The sequence below is a fragment of the Mesorhizobium sp. NZP2298 genome, assembly GCF_013170825.1.
In the GTDB taxonomy this organism is placed as follows: domain Bacteria; phylum Pseudomonadota; class Alphaproteobacteria; order Rhizobiales; family Rhizobiaceae; genus Mesorhizobium.
In genome coordinates, this window is sequence record NZ_CP033365.1 from 3,437,457 (window position 1) to 3,455,423 (window position 17,967).

Genomic DNA, 17,967 nt, shown 5'->3' on the forward strand with positions numbered 1-17,967 from the left:
AGGCTGAGGTCATGCCGCGAACCGCAGACCACCGTCGCAGGTCAGAACCTGGCCGGTCATGAAACCGTTGGAGACGAGGAAGGCTATCGCCGAGGCGACATCCTCGGCACGGCCAACCCGCCCCACGGGCGTCTTGCCGGCATATTCGGCAAAGACCGCCTGCCGCTGCTCTTCCGGTAAAAAATCCCACCACGGCGTGTCGATAACGCCAGGCGCCACGACGTTGACGCGCAAGGGCTTCAGTTCGACAGCCAGGATCGGCGCCACGGTCAACAGCATGCCGTTGATGGCGCCGATGCCGGCGATGCCCGGCATGGCGACCTGAGCCGATACCGCCGATATGAAGGTGACCGATCCGGTCTTGCCGAGCGTCGGCAGGGCTGCCTGCAGGCAGGACAGTTGCGGCCGTACCTTCTCCTCGACGCCGCTGCCGATGTCGGCAAGGTCGAGGGTCTCGAACGGGCCGAGGCCTTTGCCGCCGCTCGCCGCCAGAACGAGGTGGTCGAACGGGCCGAGGCGCTCGAAGAACTGACGCACTTCATCCGGCTTCGAAGCATCGAAGGCCGCCTTGTCGGCAGCGCCGCCAAGGCTTTTCCAGGCGCCGGCGAGCTTGTCCTGGTTGCGCCCGGTGATCGTCACCTTCATGCCGGGTCCAATCAGCTTGCGCGCGGTTGCCAGGCCGATGCCGGACGAGCCGCCGATGATGACTGTGTGTTCGGTTCTGTTGGTCATGAGTTTGTTCCTTCGATTTTGAGTAGGCCGGGCCGACAAGGTCGAGGCTCAGGCTCCGCAATTGCTGTCTTGTCCTGGCGTCGTAGGCCTGGGCGTCGGCGCGGGATTCGCGCAGGCCGTCGAAATAGAGGCCGCTGCGTCCTGCGAGCGCGGACGAGGTCGCGAGGTTGACGATCGCGTCGGCGCCGGTTTCGACCGAACTCCATGGCGTCACGCCCGCCTGCCGGACCATGGTGGTGTTCATGTAGCTCGCCGGATGCAGCGCGTTGACGGTGACGCCGGTGCCTTTCAGCTGTTCCGCCAGATCGACGGTGAACAGGATCTGCGCCAGCTTGCTCTGGCAGTAGGCGCGTACGCCGCTATAGCCGTCGGCCAACATTACATCGCCGAAGTCGATTGCCTGCTGGCCGGCCGAAGCGACATTGACGATGCGCGCCGGCGCACTCGCCTTCAGCAACGGCAGCAGTTCCGAGGTCAGCAGGAAACCGGCGAGATAGTTGACCGCGAAGCGCAGTTCGTAACCGTCGGCGCTGACCAGTCTCTTGGCGCCTGCCGTACCGATGCCGGCATTGTTGATGAGGATGTCGAGCCGGTCCGTCCTGGCGCGGATGGTTTCGGCGAGGCGGCGAACCTCGGCCAGCGAGCCGAGGTCGGCGGCGAAGAACTCGGCTTTGCCGCCGGCTGCCTCGATTTCGGCGACTACCGCCTTGCCGCGCGCCGCGTCACGGCCGTGCACCAGCACGCGGGCGCCGGCGGCACCCAGCCTTTGCGCCACGACGCGGCCGACGCCATCGGTCGAGCCGGTGATGAGGATTGTCTTGTCTTTCAGGTCCATGTCCGGAGCCTCCATTTCGTCGCTCCGAGCCGAAGATGGGGCATCCGGCAGGCCTCAAACAGTTCAAACTTTATCCTGGTATCAGTACTGCTATAATAAACGTCATGGATGCTCCCACACATTCCGCTGAAGACAGCCGCCGGCGCGAACTCGGTGCTTTCCTGCGCTCGCGACGCGAGAGGCTAACGCCCTCGGCAACCGGCATCGCGACCGGCCTCAGGCGGCGAACGCCGGGCCTGCGCCGCGAAGAGGTGGCAATGATCGCCGGTGTCGGCACCACCTGGTACACCTGGCTGGAGCAGGGCAGGGACGTGCGCCCTTCGGTGGAAGTGCTGACGGCGCTCAGCGAGGCGCTGCGGCTGGACCCGGCTGAGAAGCGGCATTTGTTCACGCTCGCCGGCCGCCAGCAGCCCGAGCGGCGGCGCATTGTGCCGGCGAAGGTCGACGGGCCCTTGCTGCATATGCTGCAGAGCCTGGTGCTGCAGCCCGCCTATGTCGTCGGCCCGCGCTGGGACGTGCTGGCCTGGAATGGCGCGGCTGTTGCCATTTTCGGCGATTACGGCCTGTTGGAGGGGGACGCCCGCAACATCATCCATGGCGTTTTCACCGATCCGCACCGGCGGCATCTGCTGGTCGACTGGGAGCAGGTGGCCCGCGCCACTCTCGCCGCGTTCCGCGCCGAAAGCGCGAAGTATGTCGGTGATCCGGATTTCGAGCGGCTGATCGCGCTGATGATGCGCTCAAGTCCCGAGTTCCGGGAATGGTGGCCGCAGCGCGACGTCGTGCACCGCCTGTCCGGCTTGAAGCACCTGCGCCACCCCACAGCCGGCCCGATGGTGTTCGAGCATATGAGCCTGTCGATCGACGACGGCTCGGACATGAAGCTGATCGTCTACACGCCGCTTGCCGAGCAGAACTCGATCGCCAAGCTGCGCAAGCTGCTCGACGACCTTCCGGCCGAGCGACGCAGCGCCTGAACCATCGCGGCCGGGTCAGCCCTTTGGTCTCAGCCCCTCAAGAAACAATTGCTCCAGAAACCGCGCCGCGTCCTCGAAGCGGCCGTCGCCGCCTCGGTTCGGTCCCAGCACCGCGCGGACCTGGACGTCGAAATCGGCATAGTGCTGCGTCGTCGCCCAGATCGAGAAGATCAGGTGCCAGGGGTCGGTCTTGGCGATCTTGCCGGCACGCATCCAGCCCTTGATGACTGATGCCTTCTCGTCGACCAGCGTCTTCAACTCGCCGGCCAGCAGCGGCATGATGCGCGGCGCGCCTTGCAGGATCTCGTTGGCGAACAGCCGGCTCTCGCGCGGAAAATCGCGCGCCATTTCGAGCTTGCGCCGGATGTAGCTCCTGAGCTCGGTCATGGGATCGCCGATGTCGTCGAGCTCACGCAACGGCGCCAGCCAGGTGTCGAGCAGGCGCTGCATCAAAGTCTCGTGAATGTCTTCCTTGCGGCGGAAGTAATAGAGCAGGTTCGGCTTCGACATGCCGGCGGCTTCGGCGATCTGGTCTATGGTCGAGCCGCGGAAGCCGTTGGTGGAGAACACCTCGAGTGCGGCCTCCAGGATGATTTCGCGCTTTTCCTGCTGGATGCGGGTGCGGCGGGGGGCTTCCGTGCTGGTGTTCACCTTTGCGGACCCTCGCATTGCCAAATCTCGTGCTCAAGGTCATCTGGACCAATTCTCTGGACCAGTTTTTCCCCGGGCTGTGGAACGCACTTCAGGAGCCGCATTTCCGCTAGTAATCCCTTGACCGCCGACAGGGCGGTGCTAACGTTTGTCCAATCGGTCAAAAATTTGCGTAGCATGAAAACGGCGCAAAGACCAAGCGTTGGACGCACCGAAACAGGTTACAAGGGGAAGTCTTGGTCATGTCCAACCGGCTGAAAGTCACGCCGAACGATCTCAGTGCATTCTGGATGCCGTTCACGGCAAACCGGCAGTTCAAGCAGGCGCCACGCATGTTCGTGTCCGCCAAGGACATGCATTACACGACCAGCGACGGCCGCAAGGTGCTGGACGGCACCGCCGGCCTGTGGTGCGTCAATGCCGGCCACTGCCGGCCGAAGATCACCGAGGCGATCCAGCACCAGGCCGCCGAACTCGATTACGCGCCTGCCTTCCAGATGGGCCATCCCATCGTGTTCGAACTGGCCAACCGCCTGGTCGACATCGCGCCCAAGGGCATGGACCACGTGTTTTTCACCAATTCCGGTTCGGAATCGGTCGAGACCGCGCTGAAGATGGCGATTGCCTATCACCGGGTGAAGGGCGAGGGATCGCGCACCCGCCTGATTGGCCGCGAGCGCGGCTATCATGGCGTTAATTTCGGCGGTATCTCGGTCGGCGGCATCGTCACCAACCGCAAGATGTTCGGCACGCTGCTCGGCGGCGTCGACCATATGCCGCACACGCATCTGCCGGAGAAGAACGCCTTCTCCAAGGGCGTACCGGAACATGGCGCGGAGCTCGCCAACGAGTTGGAACGCATCGTGGCGCTGCATGACGCCTCGACCATCGCCGCTGTCATCGTCGAGCCGGTCGCCGGCTCCACCGGCGTCATCCTGCCGCCCAAGGGCTATCTGCAGAAGCTGCGCGAAATCTGCACCAAGCATGGCATCCTGTTGATCTTCGACGAGGTCATCACCGGTTTCGGCCGCCTCGGCGCACCGTTCGCGGCCGACTATTTCGGCGTGGTTCCCGATATCATGACCACCGCCAAGGGCGTCTCCAACGGCGTCATCCCGATGGGCGCGGTGTTCGTGAAGAAGGAAATCCACGACGCCTTCATGACCGGTCCCGAGCACATGATCGAGTTCTTCCACGGCTACACCTATTCGGGCAATCCGATCGCCTGTGCGGCCGCACTCGGCACACTCGACACCTACAAGGAAGAAGGTCTGCTTACCCGCGGCGAGGAACTGGCGCCCTATTGGGAAGACGCGCTGCACTCGCTGAAGGGCGAGCCGCATGTCATCGACATCAGGAACATCGGCCTGATCGGCGCGATCGAACTGGCGCCTATTGCCGGCAGCCCGACCAAGCGCGCCTTCTCGGCCTTCGTCAAGGCGTTCGAACGCGGCGCGCTGATTCGCACCACCGGTGATATCATCGCGCTGTCGCCGCCGCTGATCATCACCAAGGGCCAGATCAACGAACTGATCGACCATGTGCGGGAAGTGCTGCGGTCGATAGACTAGACTTGCTTTTATCTGGGCGGGTGGCGATGGGAACCGCCACCCGCCCAGAGCATGAAATGGAAGGATTTTGAATGGCCGCACCCGGCGAGAATCTGCGAATCAATTCAGATCGTTTGTGGGATTCGCTGATGGAGATGGCGAAGATCGGCCCCGGCATTGCCGGCGGCAACAATCGCCAGACCGTGACAGACGAGGATGGCGAGGGCCGGCATCTGTTCAAGCGCTGGTGCGAGGCCGCCGGGCTCGAAATGGGCGTCGACGAGATGGGCACCATGTTTGCCCGCCGCGAGGGCACCGACCCCAGCCTGGCCCCGGTCTATGTCGGCAGCCATCTCGACACGCAGCCGACAGGCGGCAAATATGACGGGGTGCTCGGCGTTCTTGGCGGGCTGGAAGTCGTGCGCTCACTCAACGATCTCGGCATCAAGACGAAACATCCGATCGTCGTCACCAACTGGACCAACGAGGAAGGCTCGCGCTTCGCGCCGGCGATGATGGCGTCGGGCGTGTTCGCCGGTGTGCTCGATCAGGCCGATGTCTATGAGCACACGGACAAGAACGGCAAGAAATTCGGCGAGGAGCTGGAGCGCATAGGCTGGAAGGGCACCGAGAAGGTCGGCGATCGCAAGATCCACGCCTTCTTCGAACTGCATATCGAGCAGGGCCCGATCCTCGAGGACGAAGACATAGACATCGGTGTCGTCACCCATGGCCAGGGCCTGAAATGGCTGCAGGTGACGCTGACCGGCAAGGAAGCCCATACCGGCTCGACGCCGATGCCCAAGCGCCGCAATGCCGGGCTCGGCATGGCTCGCGTGATCGAACTGGTGCATGAGATCGCCATGGACTACCAGCCCGACGCCGTTGGCGCGGTCGGCCACATGGAGGCCTATCCCAACTCGCGCAACATCATCGCCGGCCGCACCGTCTTCACCATCGACATACGCTCGCCGGAGAAGGAAGTGCTGGACGCCATGGACGGCCGCATCCGCGAAGGCATCGACACGATCTGCGAGGCACTGGATATCCAGTACAAGGTCGAGCAGGTCGGCCATTTCGATCCGGTCACTTTCGATGCCGGCTGCGTGAAGGCCATCCGCGATGCCGCCGAACGGCTTGGCTACACGCACCGCAACATCGTCTCGGGTGCCGGCCATGATGCCTGCTGGATCAACCGCGTCGCGCCGACCGCAATGGTGATGTGCCCCTGCGTCGATGGGCTGAGCCACAACGAGGCCGAGGAGATCACCAAGGAATGGGCCTCGGCCGGCGCCGACGTGCTGTTCCACGCGGTGGTGGAGACGGCTGTCATCGTGGAGTGAGCTTTAGACATCCAGATTCCAAACGCTGCTCACGAAGAAGCGCGAAAAGAACAAGGGAACACGAAAATGACCAAAGTCATCAAGAACGGCACCGTCGTCACCGCTGACCGCAGCTGGAAGGCCGACGTGCTGTTCAGCCACGGCAAGATCGTCGCCATCGGCTCGGACCTGCATGGCGATCATGAGTACGACGCCACCGGCTGCTATGTGATGCCGGGCGGCATCGACCCTCATACCCATCTCGAAATGCCGTTCATGGGCACCTATTCGGCCGACGATTTCGAATCCGGCACGCGTGCGGCCCTTGCCGGCGGCACCACGATGGTGGTCGATTTCTGCCTGCCGGCGCCGCAGCAATCGCTGTTGGAGGCCTTGCAGATGTGGGACAACAAGACCTCCAAGGCGTCGTGCGACTATTCCTTCCACATGGCGATCACATGGTGGGGCAAGCAGGTGTTCGACGAAATGGCCACCGTCGTCGACAAGGGCATCACCTCGTTCAAGCACTTCATGGCCTACAAGGGCGCACTGATGGTGGATGACGACGAGATGTATGCGTCGTTCCAGCGCTGCGCCGACCTTGGCGCGCTGCCGCTGGTGCATGCCGAGAATGGCGATGTGGTTGCCGCCCTGTCGCAGAAGCTGCTCGCCGCCGGCAACAACGGACCCGAGGGCCATGCCTATTCGCGCCCGCCGGAAGTGGAGGGCGAGGCGACCAACCGCGCCATCATGATCGCCGACATGGCCGGCGTGCCGCTCTATGTCGTGCATGTCTCCTGCGAGCAGAGCCATGAGGCCATCCGCCGGGCGCGCCAGAAAGGCATGCGCGTTTTCGGCGAACCGCTGATCCAGCACCTGACACTGGACGAGAGCGAGTATTTCGACAAGGACTGGGATCATGCCGCGCGGCGCGTGATGAGCCCACCCTTCCGCAACAGGCTGCACCAGGATTCGTTGTGGGCCGGCTTGCAGGCGGGATCGCTGCAGGTGGTGGCGACCGACCATTGCGCCTTCACCACCAAGCAGAAGCGCTTCGGCGTCGGCGATTTCACCAAGATACCGAACGGCACCGGTGGCCTCGAGGACCGTTTGCCGGTGTTGTGGACCAAGGGCGTCAACACCGGGCGGCTGACGATGAACGAGTTCGTCGCGGTGACCTCGACCAACATCGCCAAGATCCTCAACATGTATCCCAGGAAGGGCGCCATCGTCGAAGGTGCTGACGCCGACATCATCGTCTGGGATCCGAAGCGCAAGAAGACGATCGCAGCCAAGAAGCAGCAGTCTGTCATCGACTATAACGTCTTCGAAGGCGTCGAGGTGACCGGCCTGCCACGCTTCGTCTTCTCGCGCGGCGAACTGTCGATCGAGGAGACCGAGGTGAAGGCCAAGCCCGGCCATGGCCAGTTCGTCGGGCGCGAGCCGAACGCCGCGGTCAACCGCGCGCTGTCGACGTGGAAGGAAATCACCGCGCCGCGCAAGGTGGAACGCACAGGCATCCCGGCGACGGGAGTTTGAGGTGCGGCGCGGGAGGCTTCTTTTCAGCGCTCTTGTGGTTCTGGCGGCCAGTCAGGCGTCAGCGGCCGGCATCGACCTCAGCAAACCTTATGGCAACAAGTCCGGTTGCATCAACAAGAACGGCCAGCAGGTCTATGCCGAGGACATGCTGCTTCTGACCAGCGAGGCGTTCGTCACGGTGGCCAGCGCTTGCACCTTCACCGAAAAGAAGGTCCAGGCCGACGGGTCGCTGGCGGTGAAGGCCAGTTGCCAGGCGGAAGGCGAGGAGGGCGAGACGCCCGGCCAGTTCACCATCAGGAAGAGCGCCAAGAACGCCAAGAGATTGGTGATCGCCGACGAGGACGGCAACGTCATGGGCGAAGTCTCTCGGTGCAAATGACGGCACGAGCCTTTGCGTCGACCTCAGGCGACCAGCGCATCCAGTTCCGGCAGCAGGACGACGCTTTCCTGTTCGTTGGGATCGGTGCGGGCAATGACGGCCGAAGACGGGGCGTTGCTCAGATTGGCCGGCAAATGCGGCACGCCGGCAGGAATGTAGAAGAGGTCACCGGCCTTGACGACGATGTGGTGCTCGAGCCGGTCGCCATACCAGGTATGGACCTCGCCGGAGAGGACATAGATCGCCGTCTCATGGTTCTCGTGCAGATGCGCCTTGGCGCGGGCGCCGGGCGGCATGGTGAGAACGTGCATGCAGATGCCGGAGGAGCCGACCGATTCCGTGGCAATGCCGGCGAAATAGGTCAAACCCTGCTTGCCTTCATAAGTGCTTTCAGGGCGGATAAGATGGCAAGTGGGTTTGGGCGACATCGGGGAACTCCGGGCGTCGATTTGAGTGGGACAAGACCAATGGGACTGGGCGAGTGGAAAACAACATCGCTATAAAAGCAATCGGAATCCGGACGGCGCCGCAGGGGCGGGAACAGGCAGGCGGCAGCCGATGACCGGAATTTCGCCAGCCGTCGTCGCGGCAAGCAAACTTGGCCTCACCTTCCAGACCAATGACGGACCGGTCCAGGCACTGTCCAATGTCGACCTGACCATCGGCAAGGGAGAATTCGTCTCCTTTATCGGGCCGTCGGGTTGCGGCAAGACCACGCTGCTGCGCGTCATCGCCGACCTGGAGAAACCGACATCGGGGACGATTTCGGTCAACGGCATGACTGCGGAGCAGGCACGCGAGAAGCGCGCCTATGGCTATGTCTTCCAGGCCGCCGCGCTGTTTCCGTGGCGCACGATCGAACGCAATGTCGCGCTGCCGCTGGAGATCATGGGCCTCTCCAGGGCGGAGCAGGCGGAGCGCATCAAGCGCACGCTCGACCTCGTCAACCTCTCGGGCTTCGAGAAAAAATACCCCTGGCAGCTTTCCGGCGGCATGCAGCAGCGCGCCTCGATCGCGCGTGCGCTCGCCTTCGACGCCGACCTGCTGTTGATGGACGAGCCATTCGGCGCGCTGGACGAGATTGTGCGCGACCATCTCAATGAGCAATTGCTGCAACTGTGGGCGCGAACCAACAAGACCATCTGCTTCGTCACTCACTCCATTCCGGAAGCCGTCTACCTCTCGACGCGCATCGTGGTCATGTCACCGCGCCCGGGGCGTGTCAGCGACATCATCGAATCGACACTGCCGAAGGAGCGGCCGCTCGACATCCGCGAGACGCCGGAGTTTCTGGCGATCGCGGCCCGCGTGCGCGATGGTCTGCGGGCAGGGCACAGCTATGATGATTGAGCGCTCTGACAAGCGAGCAGCCACCCCCGCCTTCCTCATCCTAGGGCGGAGCAGGCGCGAAGCGGCCTGCGTAGACCCTAGGATGACGAAGAGAAAGACACCCGCCCTTCGCTTCGCTCCGGCCACGCTCTCCCCGGTGGGGAGAGGAGAAGGGGCCCGCTAGATGGACTCGTTCCGCGACAAGCTCGTCCCCGTGACGTCGATCCTGTTGGGCGTCGTCATCCTCTGGTACGTCTTCGCCGTCATCCTCAACACGCCGTTTCAGCGCGACCTCGACCGCCGCGCCAACGCGACCTCCACCTTCAGCGAATTCATCGGCAAGACGCTGTCGCAGCCCAAGCCGACGCTGCCGGCGCCGCATCAGGTGGCGGTGAACTTCTTCGAGAACACTTTTCTGCGGCCCATCAATTCGAACCGCAGCCTCGTCTACAATGCCTGGGTGACGCTGTCGTCGACACTGCTCGGCTTCGCCTTCGGCACCGCGCTCGGCATCATCATCGCGGTGGGCATCGTGCATGTGGCGACGCTCGACCGCAGCCTGATGCCGTGGATCATCGCTTCGCAGACCATTCCGATCCTGGCGGTGGCGCCGATGATCATCGTCGTGCTGGCGGCGATCGGCATCACCGGCCTGATCCCGAAGGCGATGATCTCGACCTATCTGTCGTTCTTCCCGGTGACCGTCGGCATGGTGAAGGGGCTGCGCTCGCCCGAGATCATGCATCTCGACCTGATGCATACCTACAATGCCAGCCGTGCGCAGACCTTCTGGAAATTGCGTGTCCCGGCCTCGGTGCCGTTCCTGTTCACCTCCATGAAGGTGGCGGTGGCGGCAAGCCTGGTCGGCGCCATCGTCGGCGAACTGCCCACCGGTGCGGTCGCCGGCATCGGCGCCAAGCTGCTCGCCGGCGCCTATTACAGCCAGTCCATCGACATCTGGTCGGCGCTGGTCGCGGGTTCCATCGTGGCGGCACTTCTGGTCATGGTGGTCGGCATTGCCGGCCGCCTCGTCGACCGCGCCATGGGCGGGAGGCCGGCATGAAGTGGCTGAAACCCTCCTGGCAAGCGGTGCTGGCGATCCTGCTCTGCCTGATCGCGGTCGCCCTCGGCGCGATGTCGAAGCCGGAAGCGGCAGCGCTTGCGGACCCGACAGCGAGCATCAACTATCCCTACCTTGGAACGAAGGGCGTGATGCTCGGCCTGGCGATCGTGGCGGCACTGATCTCGATGATCAGGATTCCGTCGCTTGCGGAGGCCGTCGTGCTGTTTGTCGGCGCCCATCTCGTTGCCTGGCTGCTGATCTCGGGCATCGCGGGGTTCGAAGGCACGGCACTGGCGCCGTATTTCCTGCTGCTCGCGGCCGCCTGGTTGCTTGGCTGGCGCTGCGTGGCGGTGCTGTCCAGCCTTCGTCCGATGAGGGGATTGGCCCGCAACGCGCTGCGCCTGATAATCCCCGCCATATTCGGCGCCTGGATCCTGATCATCTGGGAAGCGGTGACGCGGGGCGCCGGCATCCCCTTCATCCTGTTGCCGCCGCCCAGCGCCATCGGCGCGCGCATCGCCAGCTCGCTGCCGGTGCTCGGCGCCGATGTCCGGCAGACCATCTTCAAGGCGGTGCTCTTCGGCTATGTCGTCGGCAGCGGCGCCGGTTTCATCACCGCGATCCTCGCCGATCGCGTGCCGTTCCTGCGGCGCGGACTCCTGCCGATCGGCAACATGGTCTCGGCGCTGCCGATCATCGGCGTGGCGCCAATCATGGTCATGTGGTTCGGCTTCGACTGGCAGTCCAAGGCGGCTGTCGTCATCATCATGACCTTCTTCCCGATGCTGGTGAACACGGTCGCCGGCCTGGCCGCCTCAGGCCATATGGAGCGCGACCTGATGCGCACCTATGCGTCGGGCTACTGGCCGACACTGGTCAAGCTCAGGCTGCCGGCAGCGGCCCCCTTCATCTTCAACGCGCTGAAGATCAACTCGACGCTGGCCCTGATCGGCGCCATCGTCGCCGAGTTCTTCGGCACGCCCGTGGTCGGCATGGGCTTCCGCATCTCGACCGAGGTCGGGCGGATGAACATCGACATGGTCTGGGCCGAAATCGCAGTTGCAGCACTTGCGGGTTCGGTCTTTTATGGCGTGGTCGCTCTTGTCGAAAGAGCCGTCACGTTTTGGCATCCCTCTGTCCGTGGTGGATAGGGGCGGTGGGTTTAAGGGCACTAACTTCAGAGGGTAAAAGAATGAAAAAACTGATTATTCCCGTTTTGGCCGGCGCGATGTCGCTGGCCGCGTTCCAGGCAATGGCCGCCGACAAGGTGACGTTGCAGTTGAAATGGGTCACGCAGGCCCAGTTTGCCGGCTACTATGTCGCCAAGGCCAAGGGTTTCTACGAGGCCGAGGGTCTCGACGTCGACATCAAGCCGGGCGGCCCGGACATTGCGCCCGAGCAGGTGATCGCCGGCGGCGGTGCCGACGTCATCGTCGACTGGATGGGCGGGGCACTGGCCGCGCGCGAAAAGGGCGTGCCGCTGGTCAACATTGCCCAGCCGTTCAAGAAGGCCGGCATGGAGCTGGTCTGCCCGAAGGACGGTCCGATCAAGACCGAAGCCGACTTCAAGGGCCACACGCTCGGTGTCTGGTTCTTCGGCAACGAATATCCGTTCTACGCCTGGATGAACAAGCTCGGCCTCAAGACCGATGGCGGCCCGGATGGCGTCACGGTCTTGAAGCAAAGCTTCGACGTGCAGCCGCTGATCCAGAAGCAGGCGGATTGCATCTCGGTCATGACCTACAATGAGTACTGGCAGTTGATCGACGCCGGCTACAAGCCGGAACAGCTGACTGTCTTCAACTACTCGGCGATGGGCAACGACCTGCTCGAGGACGGGCTCTATGCCTCGGAAGACAAGCTCAAGGACCCGGCCTTCGAGGACAAGATGGTGCGGTTCGTGCGCGCCTCGATGAAAGGCTGGAAATATGCCGTCGACAACAATGACGAAGCCGCCGGCATCGTCATGGACGGCGGCGGCCAGGACGAGAACCACCAGAAGCGGATGATGAGCGAAGTCGCCAAGCTGATCGACAACGCCGACGGCAAGCTCGACCCGGCGACCTATGAACGCACCGCCAAGGCGCTGCTCGACCAGAAGATCATCACCAAGGAGCCGAAAGGCGCCTACACGACCGCCATCACCGACAAGGCGATCAAATAAGGCGATCAAATAATAAGCCTACGGGAGCGTGATCCCGAAAAGATCATGCTCAAACGACAAGATGGAACGGCGCCTCAGAGGCGCCGTTCCTTTATGGTGTTCATGACGAAGCTGGTCTCGATCGAGGCGACGCATTTAAGCCTTGCGATCTTTTCCTTGATGAAGCGCTCATACTGTTCGAGGCTGCCGGTCACCACCTTCAGCACATAGTCGCGCGAACCGGTGACGAGGTGGCACTCCAGCACCTCTTCCCAGCCGCGGATCGCGTCCTCGAACATCACGATCTCGTCCTCGTTCTGCCGGCTGAGCCGGATGGTGGCGATGGCGACCATGCTCCAGCCGAAGGCGGCGGGGTCGACCAGCGTGGTATAGCCCTTGATGACGCCGGTCTCCTCCAGCCGCCGCACGCGCCTGAGGCAAGGCGACGGCGACAGGCCGATGCGCTCGGCAAGCTCGTTGTTGGTGATGCGGGCATCCGCCCGCAATTCCCTGAGAATCCTGAGGTCGAAGTCGTCGGCTATCTTCTGCTGCACTTTCGCTCTCTCGCGGCAATTTGTTGCCGACATGCAGTCATGCGAGCCCAAGAATAGCAAGGACTGGCTGATCGGGATCGCATAAATTGCGACGGAATACCCCTCGAAAGCAGGAAAAGCCATGACCGCGCCGCGCCCGTCGAAAACCCATATCGGCAACCACAAGCTCCATCCGGAGACGCTGATGCTGAGCTACGGCTTCGACCCGCAGCTTTCGGAAGGCGCGGTCAAGCCGCCGGTGTTCCTGACCTCGACCTTCGTGTTCAAATCGGCGGAGGAGGGACGCGACTTCTTCGATTACACGTCCGGCCGCAAGGAGCCACCGAGCGGCACGGCGTCCGGCCTGGTCTATTCGCGCTTCAATCATCCCAACAGCGAGATCGTCGAGGATCGGCTGGCGATCTATGAGGGGACGGATGCGTGCATCCTGTTTTCATCGGGCATGTCGGCGATCGCCACGACGCTGCTCGCCTATGCCCGCCCGGGCGATGTCATCCTGCATTCACAGCCGCTCTATGGCGGCACCGAGACGCTGTTGACGCGCACGCTTTCCGGGTTTGGCATCGGCGCCGTCGGCTTTGCCGACGGTGTCGACGAGAAAGCGGTGCGCGCGGCGGCCGATGCCGCGGTGGCGAAGGGGCGTGTTTCGGTCATTCTGATCGAGACGCCATCGAACCCGACCAACAGCCTGATCGACATTGCGCTGATCAGGACGATCGCCGACGAGATCGACGCCAGGCAGGACTCAAGGCCGATCATCGTCTGCGACAACACGCTGCTTGGCCCGGTGTTCCAGCGGCCGATCGAGCACGGCGCCGACGTCTCGGTCTATTCGCTGACCAAATATGTCGGCGGCCATTCCGACCTGATCGCGGGCGCCGCCATGGGCAGCAAGGCGGTCACCAAGCCGATCAAGGCGCTGCGCGGGGCGATCGGCACACAGCTCGACCGCATTCCTGCTGGATGCTCGGCCGTTCGCTGGAGACGCTGTCGATCCGCATGGAGCGGGCCAACGACAATGCGCGCCTGGTCGCCGAATTCCTGCGCGATCATGCCAAGGTTGCAAAGGTGCATTATCTGCCGTTCCTGGGCGAGGATACGCCGGCTGGCCGCACTTACAGGGCGCAATGCAGCGGCGCCGGCTCGACCTTCTCCTTCGACATCAAGGGCGGTGAGAAGGCGGCTTTCGCCTTCCTCAATGCCCTGCAGATCTTCAAGCTGGCGGTAAGCCTCGGCGGCACGGAGTCGCTCGCCAGCCACCCGGCGGCGATGACCCACTCCGGCATTCCCTTCGACGTGCGCCAGCGCATCGGCGTGCTCGAGACCACGGTCAGGCTGTCGATCGGCGTCGAACATCCAGACGATCTGATCGCCGATCTGACGCAGGCGCTGGCGGCGGTCTGACGGCGCTCTCTCGTGGCTGGAAAGGGTGAGCGATCGCCCCTTTGCTGCTTTCCCGGTCACAAAACCGTGTGCAGGGAAACATTGGGCCGCCCAGCCGTTTCGGTTGAGGCATGCGCGCGACGGGGAGCCGCGACGCATGCGACAGCCACGGAGGTCCTTAATGCGCACACATTCCATCTTGCCGGTACTTTCGGCGTTGGCCATTTCGACCGCTTTCGTCTTCGCGTCCCCGGCCATGGCCGAGGTGGTGAAGTACAAGGCGACGCTCGATGGCAGCCAACAGAGCCCGCCCGTCACCACCAAGGGCAAGGGCACCGCCACGCTCACATTCGACACCACCAAGAAGAAGCTCAGCTGGAACGTGAAATATTCCGGCCTCAGCGGACCGGCGACGGCAGCGCATATTCACGGCCCGGCGGCGATGGGTGCGAATGCCGCTCCCGTCATCCCGTTCAAAGGCAAGCTCAAGAGCCCGATCAAGGGATCCGCAACGCTGACGGACGCACAGGCCGCCGACCTGGCGGCCGGCAACTATTATGTCAACGTCCACACCGCCGCCAACAAGGACGGCGAGATCCGCGGCCAGATCGAGGCAGCGAAGTAGCGCAAGCGCTTCGGAAAAAGGGGCGGGCGATCGCCCCTTTTTGAATCACGCCTTGTCGCGGATCTGCGTCAGCGTGCGAGTCGGCGTGATTGCTTCCGGATCGAGCCTGATTTCGACGATCGCCGGCTTGCCGCTGGCGCGGGCTCGCTCGAAGGCGGGCGCGAAATCCGCTGTCCTCTCGACCGTCTCGCCATGGCCGCCATAGGCACGGGCCAGCGACGCGAAATCGGGGTTCTTGAGGCCGGTGGCGACGACACGGCCGGGATATTCGCGCTCCTGGTGCATGCGTATTGTGCCGTAGATGCCGTTGTTGACGACGATGACGACGATCGGCAGGTCATACTGCACGGCGGTGGCGAACTCCTGGCCGTTCATCAGGAAGCAGCCGTCGCCGGCAAAGGCGACCACGGTACGCTCTGGGAATAGCGCCTTGGCGGCGACCGCGGCCGGGGTGCCATAGCCCATCGAGCCCGATGTCGGCGCGGCTTGCGTGCCGAAGCGGCGGGAGCGGTGGAAGCGATGCACCCAGGTGGCGTAGTTGCCGGCGCCGTTGGTTAGGATGGCGTCGTCGGGAAGTACCTTCTCCAGATAGTTCATGATCGGCCCCATCTGGACCGGGCCGGGGCCGGTTTCCGGTGGTGTCGACCAGTCGAGATAGGCGGCATGCAGTTTCGCCGGCTCGTCCTCCCAGCCTGGTGTCGCAGCCGGTCTGCGCTTGACGAAAGCCTCGACGAAAGCCGAGGGCGATGCGTTGATCGCCAGCGTCGGCCGGTAGACGCGGCCGAGTTCGCCGGCATCGGCGTGAACATGGACCAGCGCCTGGTCGGGGTAGGGGCTTTTCAGCAGCGTATAGTCGGAAGACGGCATTTCGCCCATGCGGCCGCCGATGAGCAGCACGAGGTCGGCCTGCTTGATGGCGTTGGCCAGTTTCGGATTGATGCCGATGCCGACGTCGCCTGCATAGTTCGGGTGCAGATGGTCGAACAGCATCTGGCGTCGGAAAGAACAGCCGACCGGCAGCGACCATGTCTCGGATATGGCGCGCATGTGCGCCACGGATTCCTCATTCCAGCGCGTGCCGCCGAGGATGACGAACGGGCGCTTGGCGCCGTTGAGCAGCATCTCCAGCGCGTCGAGTTCGGCCTCGCCGGGATAGGTCTCGACCGGCGTGTGGGGAAGTGCGTCCGGCGCCTCGACCACGCTGGTCAGCATGTCCTCGGGCAACGAGATGACCACCGGGCCGGGACGCCCCGATGTCGCCACGGCGAAGGCGCGGGTGACGAATTCCGGGATGCGCGAGGCGTCGTCGATCTCGACCACCCATTTGGCGATGTCGCCGAAGAACCTGACATAGTCCACCTCCTGGAAAGCCTCGCGCTCCTTGGCGTGGCTGGCGACCTGGCCGATGAACAGGATGAGCGGAACCGAATCCTGCATGGCGATGTGGATACCGGCGGACGCATTGGTCGCGCCGGGGCCGCGGGTGACGAAGCAGATGCCGGGCTTGCCGGTCAGCCTGCCCTGGCAGTCCGCCATCATCGCGGCGCCACCTTCCTGGCGGCAGACGATGGTGCGGATCGCCGAGTCGTGCAGCGCGTCGAGCACCGCGAGATAGGATTCGCCCGGCACGCAGAAGATGCGGTCGGTGCCGTTGGCTTCCAGCGCTTCGACGATCAGTTGTCCACCGGTCTTCATTTGCCTGATCTCTCCAGCTCAGCAAGGATTTCGTCGGTATGTTCGCCTAGGCGCGGCGAAGGGCGTTCATAGAGCAGCGGTGTGCCCGACATCACCATCGGCGCGCGTACGGAAGGCAGACGGTTGCCATGGCCGTCGTCGAGGTCGAGCCGCATGCCGCGCGCGATCGTCTGCGGGTCGGCGAACATCTGGCCGATCGTGTTGATCGGGCTCGCCGGCACGCCTGCGGCTTCGAGCTTTGCCAGCAGCGGATCGCGATCAAGGATGCTCAGCGCCTCGATGATGCGCGCGCGCAGCTTGACCCGGTTGGCGACCCGGGCGGGGTTGGTAGCGAAGTCGGGATTGGCGGGCAGATCGTCCAGCCCGACGGCGGCGCAGAATTTTTGGAACTGACCGTCATTGCCGACCGCCAGGATGATGTGGCCGTCACGGACCGGCACCACCTCGTAAGGCGCGATGTTCATATGCGCATTGCCCATCTGCACCGGCGACTTGCCGGAGACGAGATAGTTGAGGTTCTGATTTCCGAGCGCCGAGATCTGCGTGTCGAACAGCGCCATATCGATGTGCTGGCCTTGGCCGGTCTGGTCGGCGTGCCGCAGCGCGGCCTGGATGGCGACGACCGAATAAAGACCGGTGAAGATGTCCGAGATGGCGACGCCGGCCTTTTGCGGCTCACGGCCGGGCTCGCCGGTGATCGACATCATGCCGGCCATGGCCTGGATGATGAAGTCGTAGCCGGCGCGTGGCGCATACGGACCGTCCTGGCCGAACCCGGTGATCGAGCAATAGACGAGGCGGGGGTTGATCTGGCGCAGGCTGTCATAGTCGAGCCCGTATTTCCTGAGCCCGCCGAGCTTGAAATTCTCGATCAGCACATCCGATGTGGCGACCAGCCGGCGGATGGTTTCCGCACCCTCAGGCGTCGAAAAGTCGATGGCGATGGAGCGCTTGCCGCGATTGCAGGAATGGTAATAGGCGGCCGACAGGTTCTCGCCGTCATGGCTCATGACGAAGGGCGGACCCCATTTGCGGGTGTCATCGCCGCCGTCAGGGCTTTCAACCTTGATGACATCGGCGCCGAGATCGGCAAGCAACTGTCCAGCCCAGGGGCCGGCCAGGATGCGGGCGAGTTCGATGACGCGGACGCCTTTCAGCGGGGGTTCAGCCATAAATCACCATGATTGCCG

At 63.6% G+C, this 17,967-nt stretch carries 16 protein-coding genes and 2 pseudogenes; 11 read left to right on the forward strand and 7 right to left on the reverse strand.

Going from position 1 to position 17,967, the window contains the following annotated elements; genetic code table 11:
- Window positions 1-9 precede the first annotated feature (9 nt).
- Both EB231_RS16650 and EB231_RS16655 read right to left on the reverse strand, forming a co-directional pair.
- Window positions 10-732, reverse strand: a complete 723-nt coding sequence (locus tag EB231_RS16650; protein WP_172349764.1) for an SDR family oxidoreductase — start codon at window positions 730-732, stop codon at window positions 10-12.
- Window positions 733-736: 4 nt separating this feature from the next.
- Window positions 737-1,567, reverse strand: a pseudogene (locus EB231_RS16655) (SDR family oxidoreductase); the annotation flags it as partial.
- 104 nt (window positions 1,568-1,671) lie between these two features.
- Here EB231_RS16655 and EB231_RS16660 point away from each other — a divergent pair.
- Window positions 1,672-2,544, forward strand: a complete 873-nt coding sequence (locus EB231_RS16660; protein ID WP_172349765.1) for a helix-turn-helix transcriptional regulator — start codon at window positions 1,672-1,674, stop codon at window positions 2,542-2,544.
- Between the two features lie 15 nt (window positions 2,545-2,559).
- Here the strand turns inward: EB231_RS16660 and EB231_RS16665 are convergent, their stop codons facing one another.
- On the reverse strand, window positions 2,560-3,195 hold the full coding sequence (locus tag EB231_RS16665) for a TetR family transcriptional regulator C-terminal domain-containing protein (protein ID WP_246740980.1): 636 nt from the start codon (window positions 3,193-3,195) through the stop codon (window positions 2,560-2,562).
- Window positions 3,196-3,437: 242 nt separating this feature from the next.
- On the opposite strand from EB231_RS16665, the gene EB231_RS16670 reads away from it, so the two are divergent.
- From EB231_RS16670 to EB231_RS16685, 4 genes are all read left to right on the forward strand, one after another.
- Window positions 3,438-4,766, forward strand: coding sequence for an aspartate aminotransferase family protein (locus tag EB231_RS16670; protein ID WP_140775746.1), 1,329 nt, complete (start codon window positions 3,438-3,440; stop codon window positions 4,764-4,766).
- A 71-nt stretch (window positions 4,767-4,837) separates the two neighbouring features.
- On the forward strand, window positions 4,838-6,088 hold the full coding sequence (locus EB231_RS16675; RefSeq protein WP_172349767.1) for a Zn-dependent hydrolase: 1,251 nt from the start codon (window positions 4,838-4,840) through the stop codon (window positions 6,086-6,088).
- Between the two features lie 66 nt (window positions 6,089-6,154).
- Window positions 6,155-7,606 (forward strand): dihydropyrimidinase, encoded by a 1,452-nt coding sequence (gene hydA, locus EB231_RS16680; protein ID WP_172349768.1) that lies wholly within the window; start codon window positions 6,155-6,157, stop codon window positions 7,604-7,606.
- A gap of 1 nt (window position 7,607) precedes the next feature.
- Entirely contained in the window at window positions 7,608-7,985 is a 378-nt protein-coding gene (locus EB231_RS16685) for a hypothetical protein (RefSeq protein WP_172349769.1), read from the forward strand.
- Window positions 7,986-8,008: 23 nt separating this feature from the next.
- Here EB231_RS16685 and EB231_RS16690 read toward each other — a convergent pair whose 3' ends face one another.
- Entirely contained in the window at window positions 8,009-8,413 is a 405-nt protein-coding gene (locus tag EB231_RS16690; protein WP_015317160.1) for a cupin domain-containing protein, read from the reverse strand.
- A 130-nt stretch (window positions 8,414-8,543) separates the two neighbouring features.
- Between EB231_RS16690 and EB231_RS16695 the strand changes: the two genes are divergently transcribed.
- From EB231_RS16695 to EB231_RS16710, 4 genes are all read left to right on the forward strand, one after another.
- The gene (locus tag EB231_RS16695) at window positions 8,544-9,335 is read left to right on the forward strand and encodes an ABC transporter ATP-binding protein (protein WP_056571950.1); all 792 of its coding nucleotides are present in this window, start codon (window positions 8,544-8,546) and stop codon (window positions 9,333-9,335) included.
- Window positions 9,336-9,498: 163 nt separating this feature from the next.
- Window positions 9,499-10,377, forward strand: coding sequence for an ABC transporter permease (locus tag EB231_RS16700; RefSeq protein ID WP_172349770.1), 879 nt, complete (start codon window positions 9,499-9,501; stop codon window positions 10,375-10,377).
- The gene (locus EB231_RS16705) at window positions 10,374-11,528 is read left to right on the forward strand and encodes an ABC transporter permease (protein ID WP_172349771.1); all 1,155 of its coding nucleotides are present in this window, start codon (window positions 10,374-10,376) and stop codon (window positions 11,526-11,528) included. The genes EB231_RS16700 and EB231_RS16705 overlap by 4 nt, the downstream gene beginning before the upstream one ends.
- Before the next feature lie 41 nt (window positions 11,529-11,569).
- A complete protein-coding gene (locus EB231_RS16710) occupies window positions 11,570-12,541 on the forward strand; it encodes an ABC transporter substrate-binding protein (RefSeq protein ID WP_056571965.1) in 972 nt (323 codons plus the stop codon).
- Window positions 12,542-12,615: 74 nt separating this feature from the next.
- On the opposite strand, the gene EB231_RS16715 is transcribed toward EB231_RS16710, so the two are convergent.
- Window positions 12,616-13,074 (reverse strand): Lrp/AsnC family transcriptional regulator, encoded by a 459-nt coding sequence (locus tag EB231_RS16715; RefSeq protein ID WP_096447534.1) that lies wholly within the window; start codon window positions 13,072-13,074, stop codon window positions 12,616-12,618.
- A gap of 121 nt (window positions 13,075-13,195) precedes the next feature.
- On the opposite strand from EB231_RS16715, the pseudogene EB231_RS16720 reads away from it, so the two are divergent.
- Both EB231_RS16720 and EB231_RS16725 read left to right on the forward strand, forming a co-directional pair.
- A pseudogene (locus tag EB231_RS16720) lies at window positions 13,196-14,478 on the forward strand (cystathionine gamma-synthase family protein).
- A gap of 160 nt (window positions 14,479-14,638) precedes the next feature.
- Window positions 14,639-15,082, forward strand: coding sequence for a CHRD domain-containing protein (locus tag EB231_RS16725; protein WP_172349772.1), 444 nt, complete (start codon window positions 14,639-14,641; stop codon window positions 15,080-15,082).
- Window positions 15,083-15,127: 45 nt separating this feature from the next.
- Here the strand turns inward: EB231_RS16725 and EB231_RS16730 are convergent, their stop codons facing one another.
- On the reverse strand, window positions 15,128-16,777 hold the full coding sequence (locus tag EB231_RS16730) for a thiamine pyrophosphate-binding protein (RefSeq protein ID WP_172349773.1): 1,650 nt from the start codon (window positions 16,775-16,777) through the stop codon (window positions 15,128-15,130).
- Window positions 16,774-17,949, reverse strand: coding sequence for a CaiB/BaiF CoA transferase family protein (locus EB231_RS16735; protein ID WP_172349774.1), 1,176 nt, complete (start codon window positions 17,947-17,949; stop codon window positions 16,774-16,776). Before EB231_RS16735 ends, EB231_RS16730 begins: the two co-directional genes overlap by 4 nt.
- Between the last annotated feature and the right edge of the window lie 18 nt (window positions 17,950-17,967).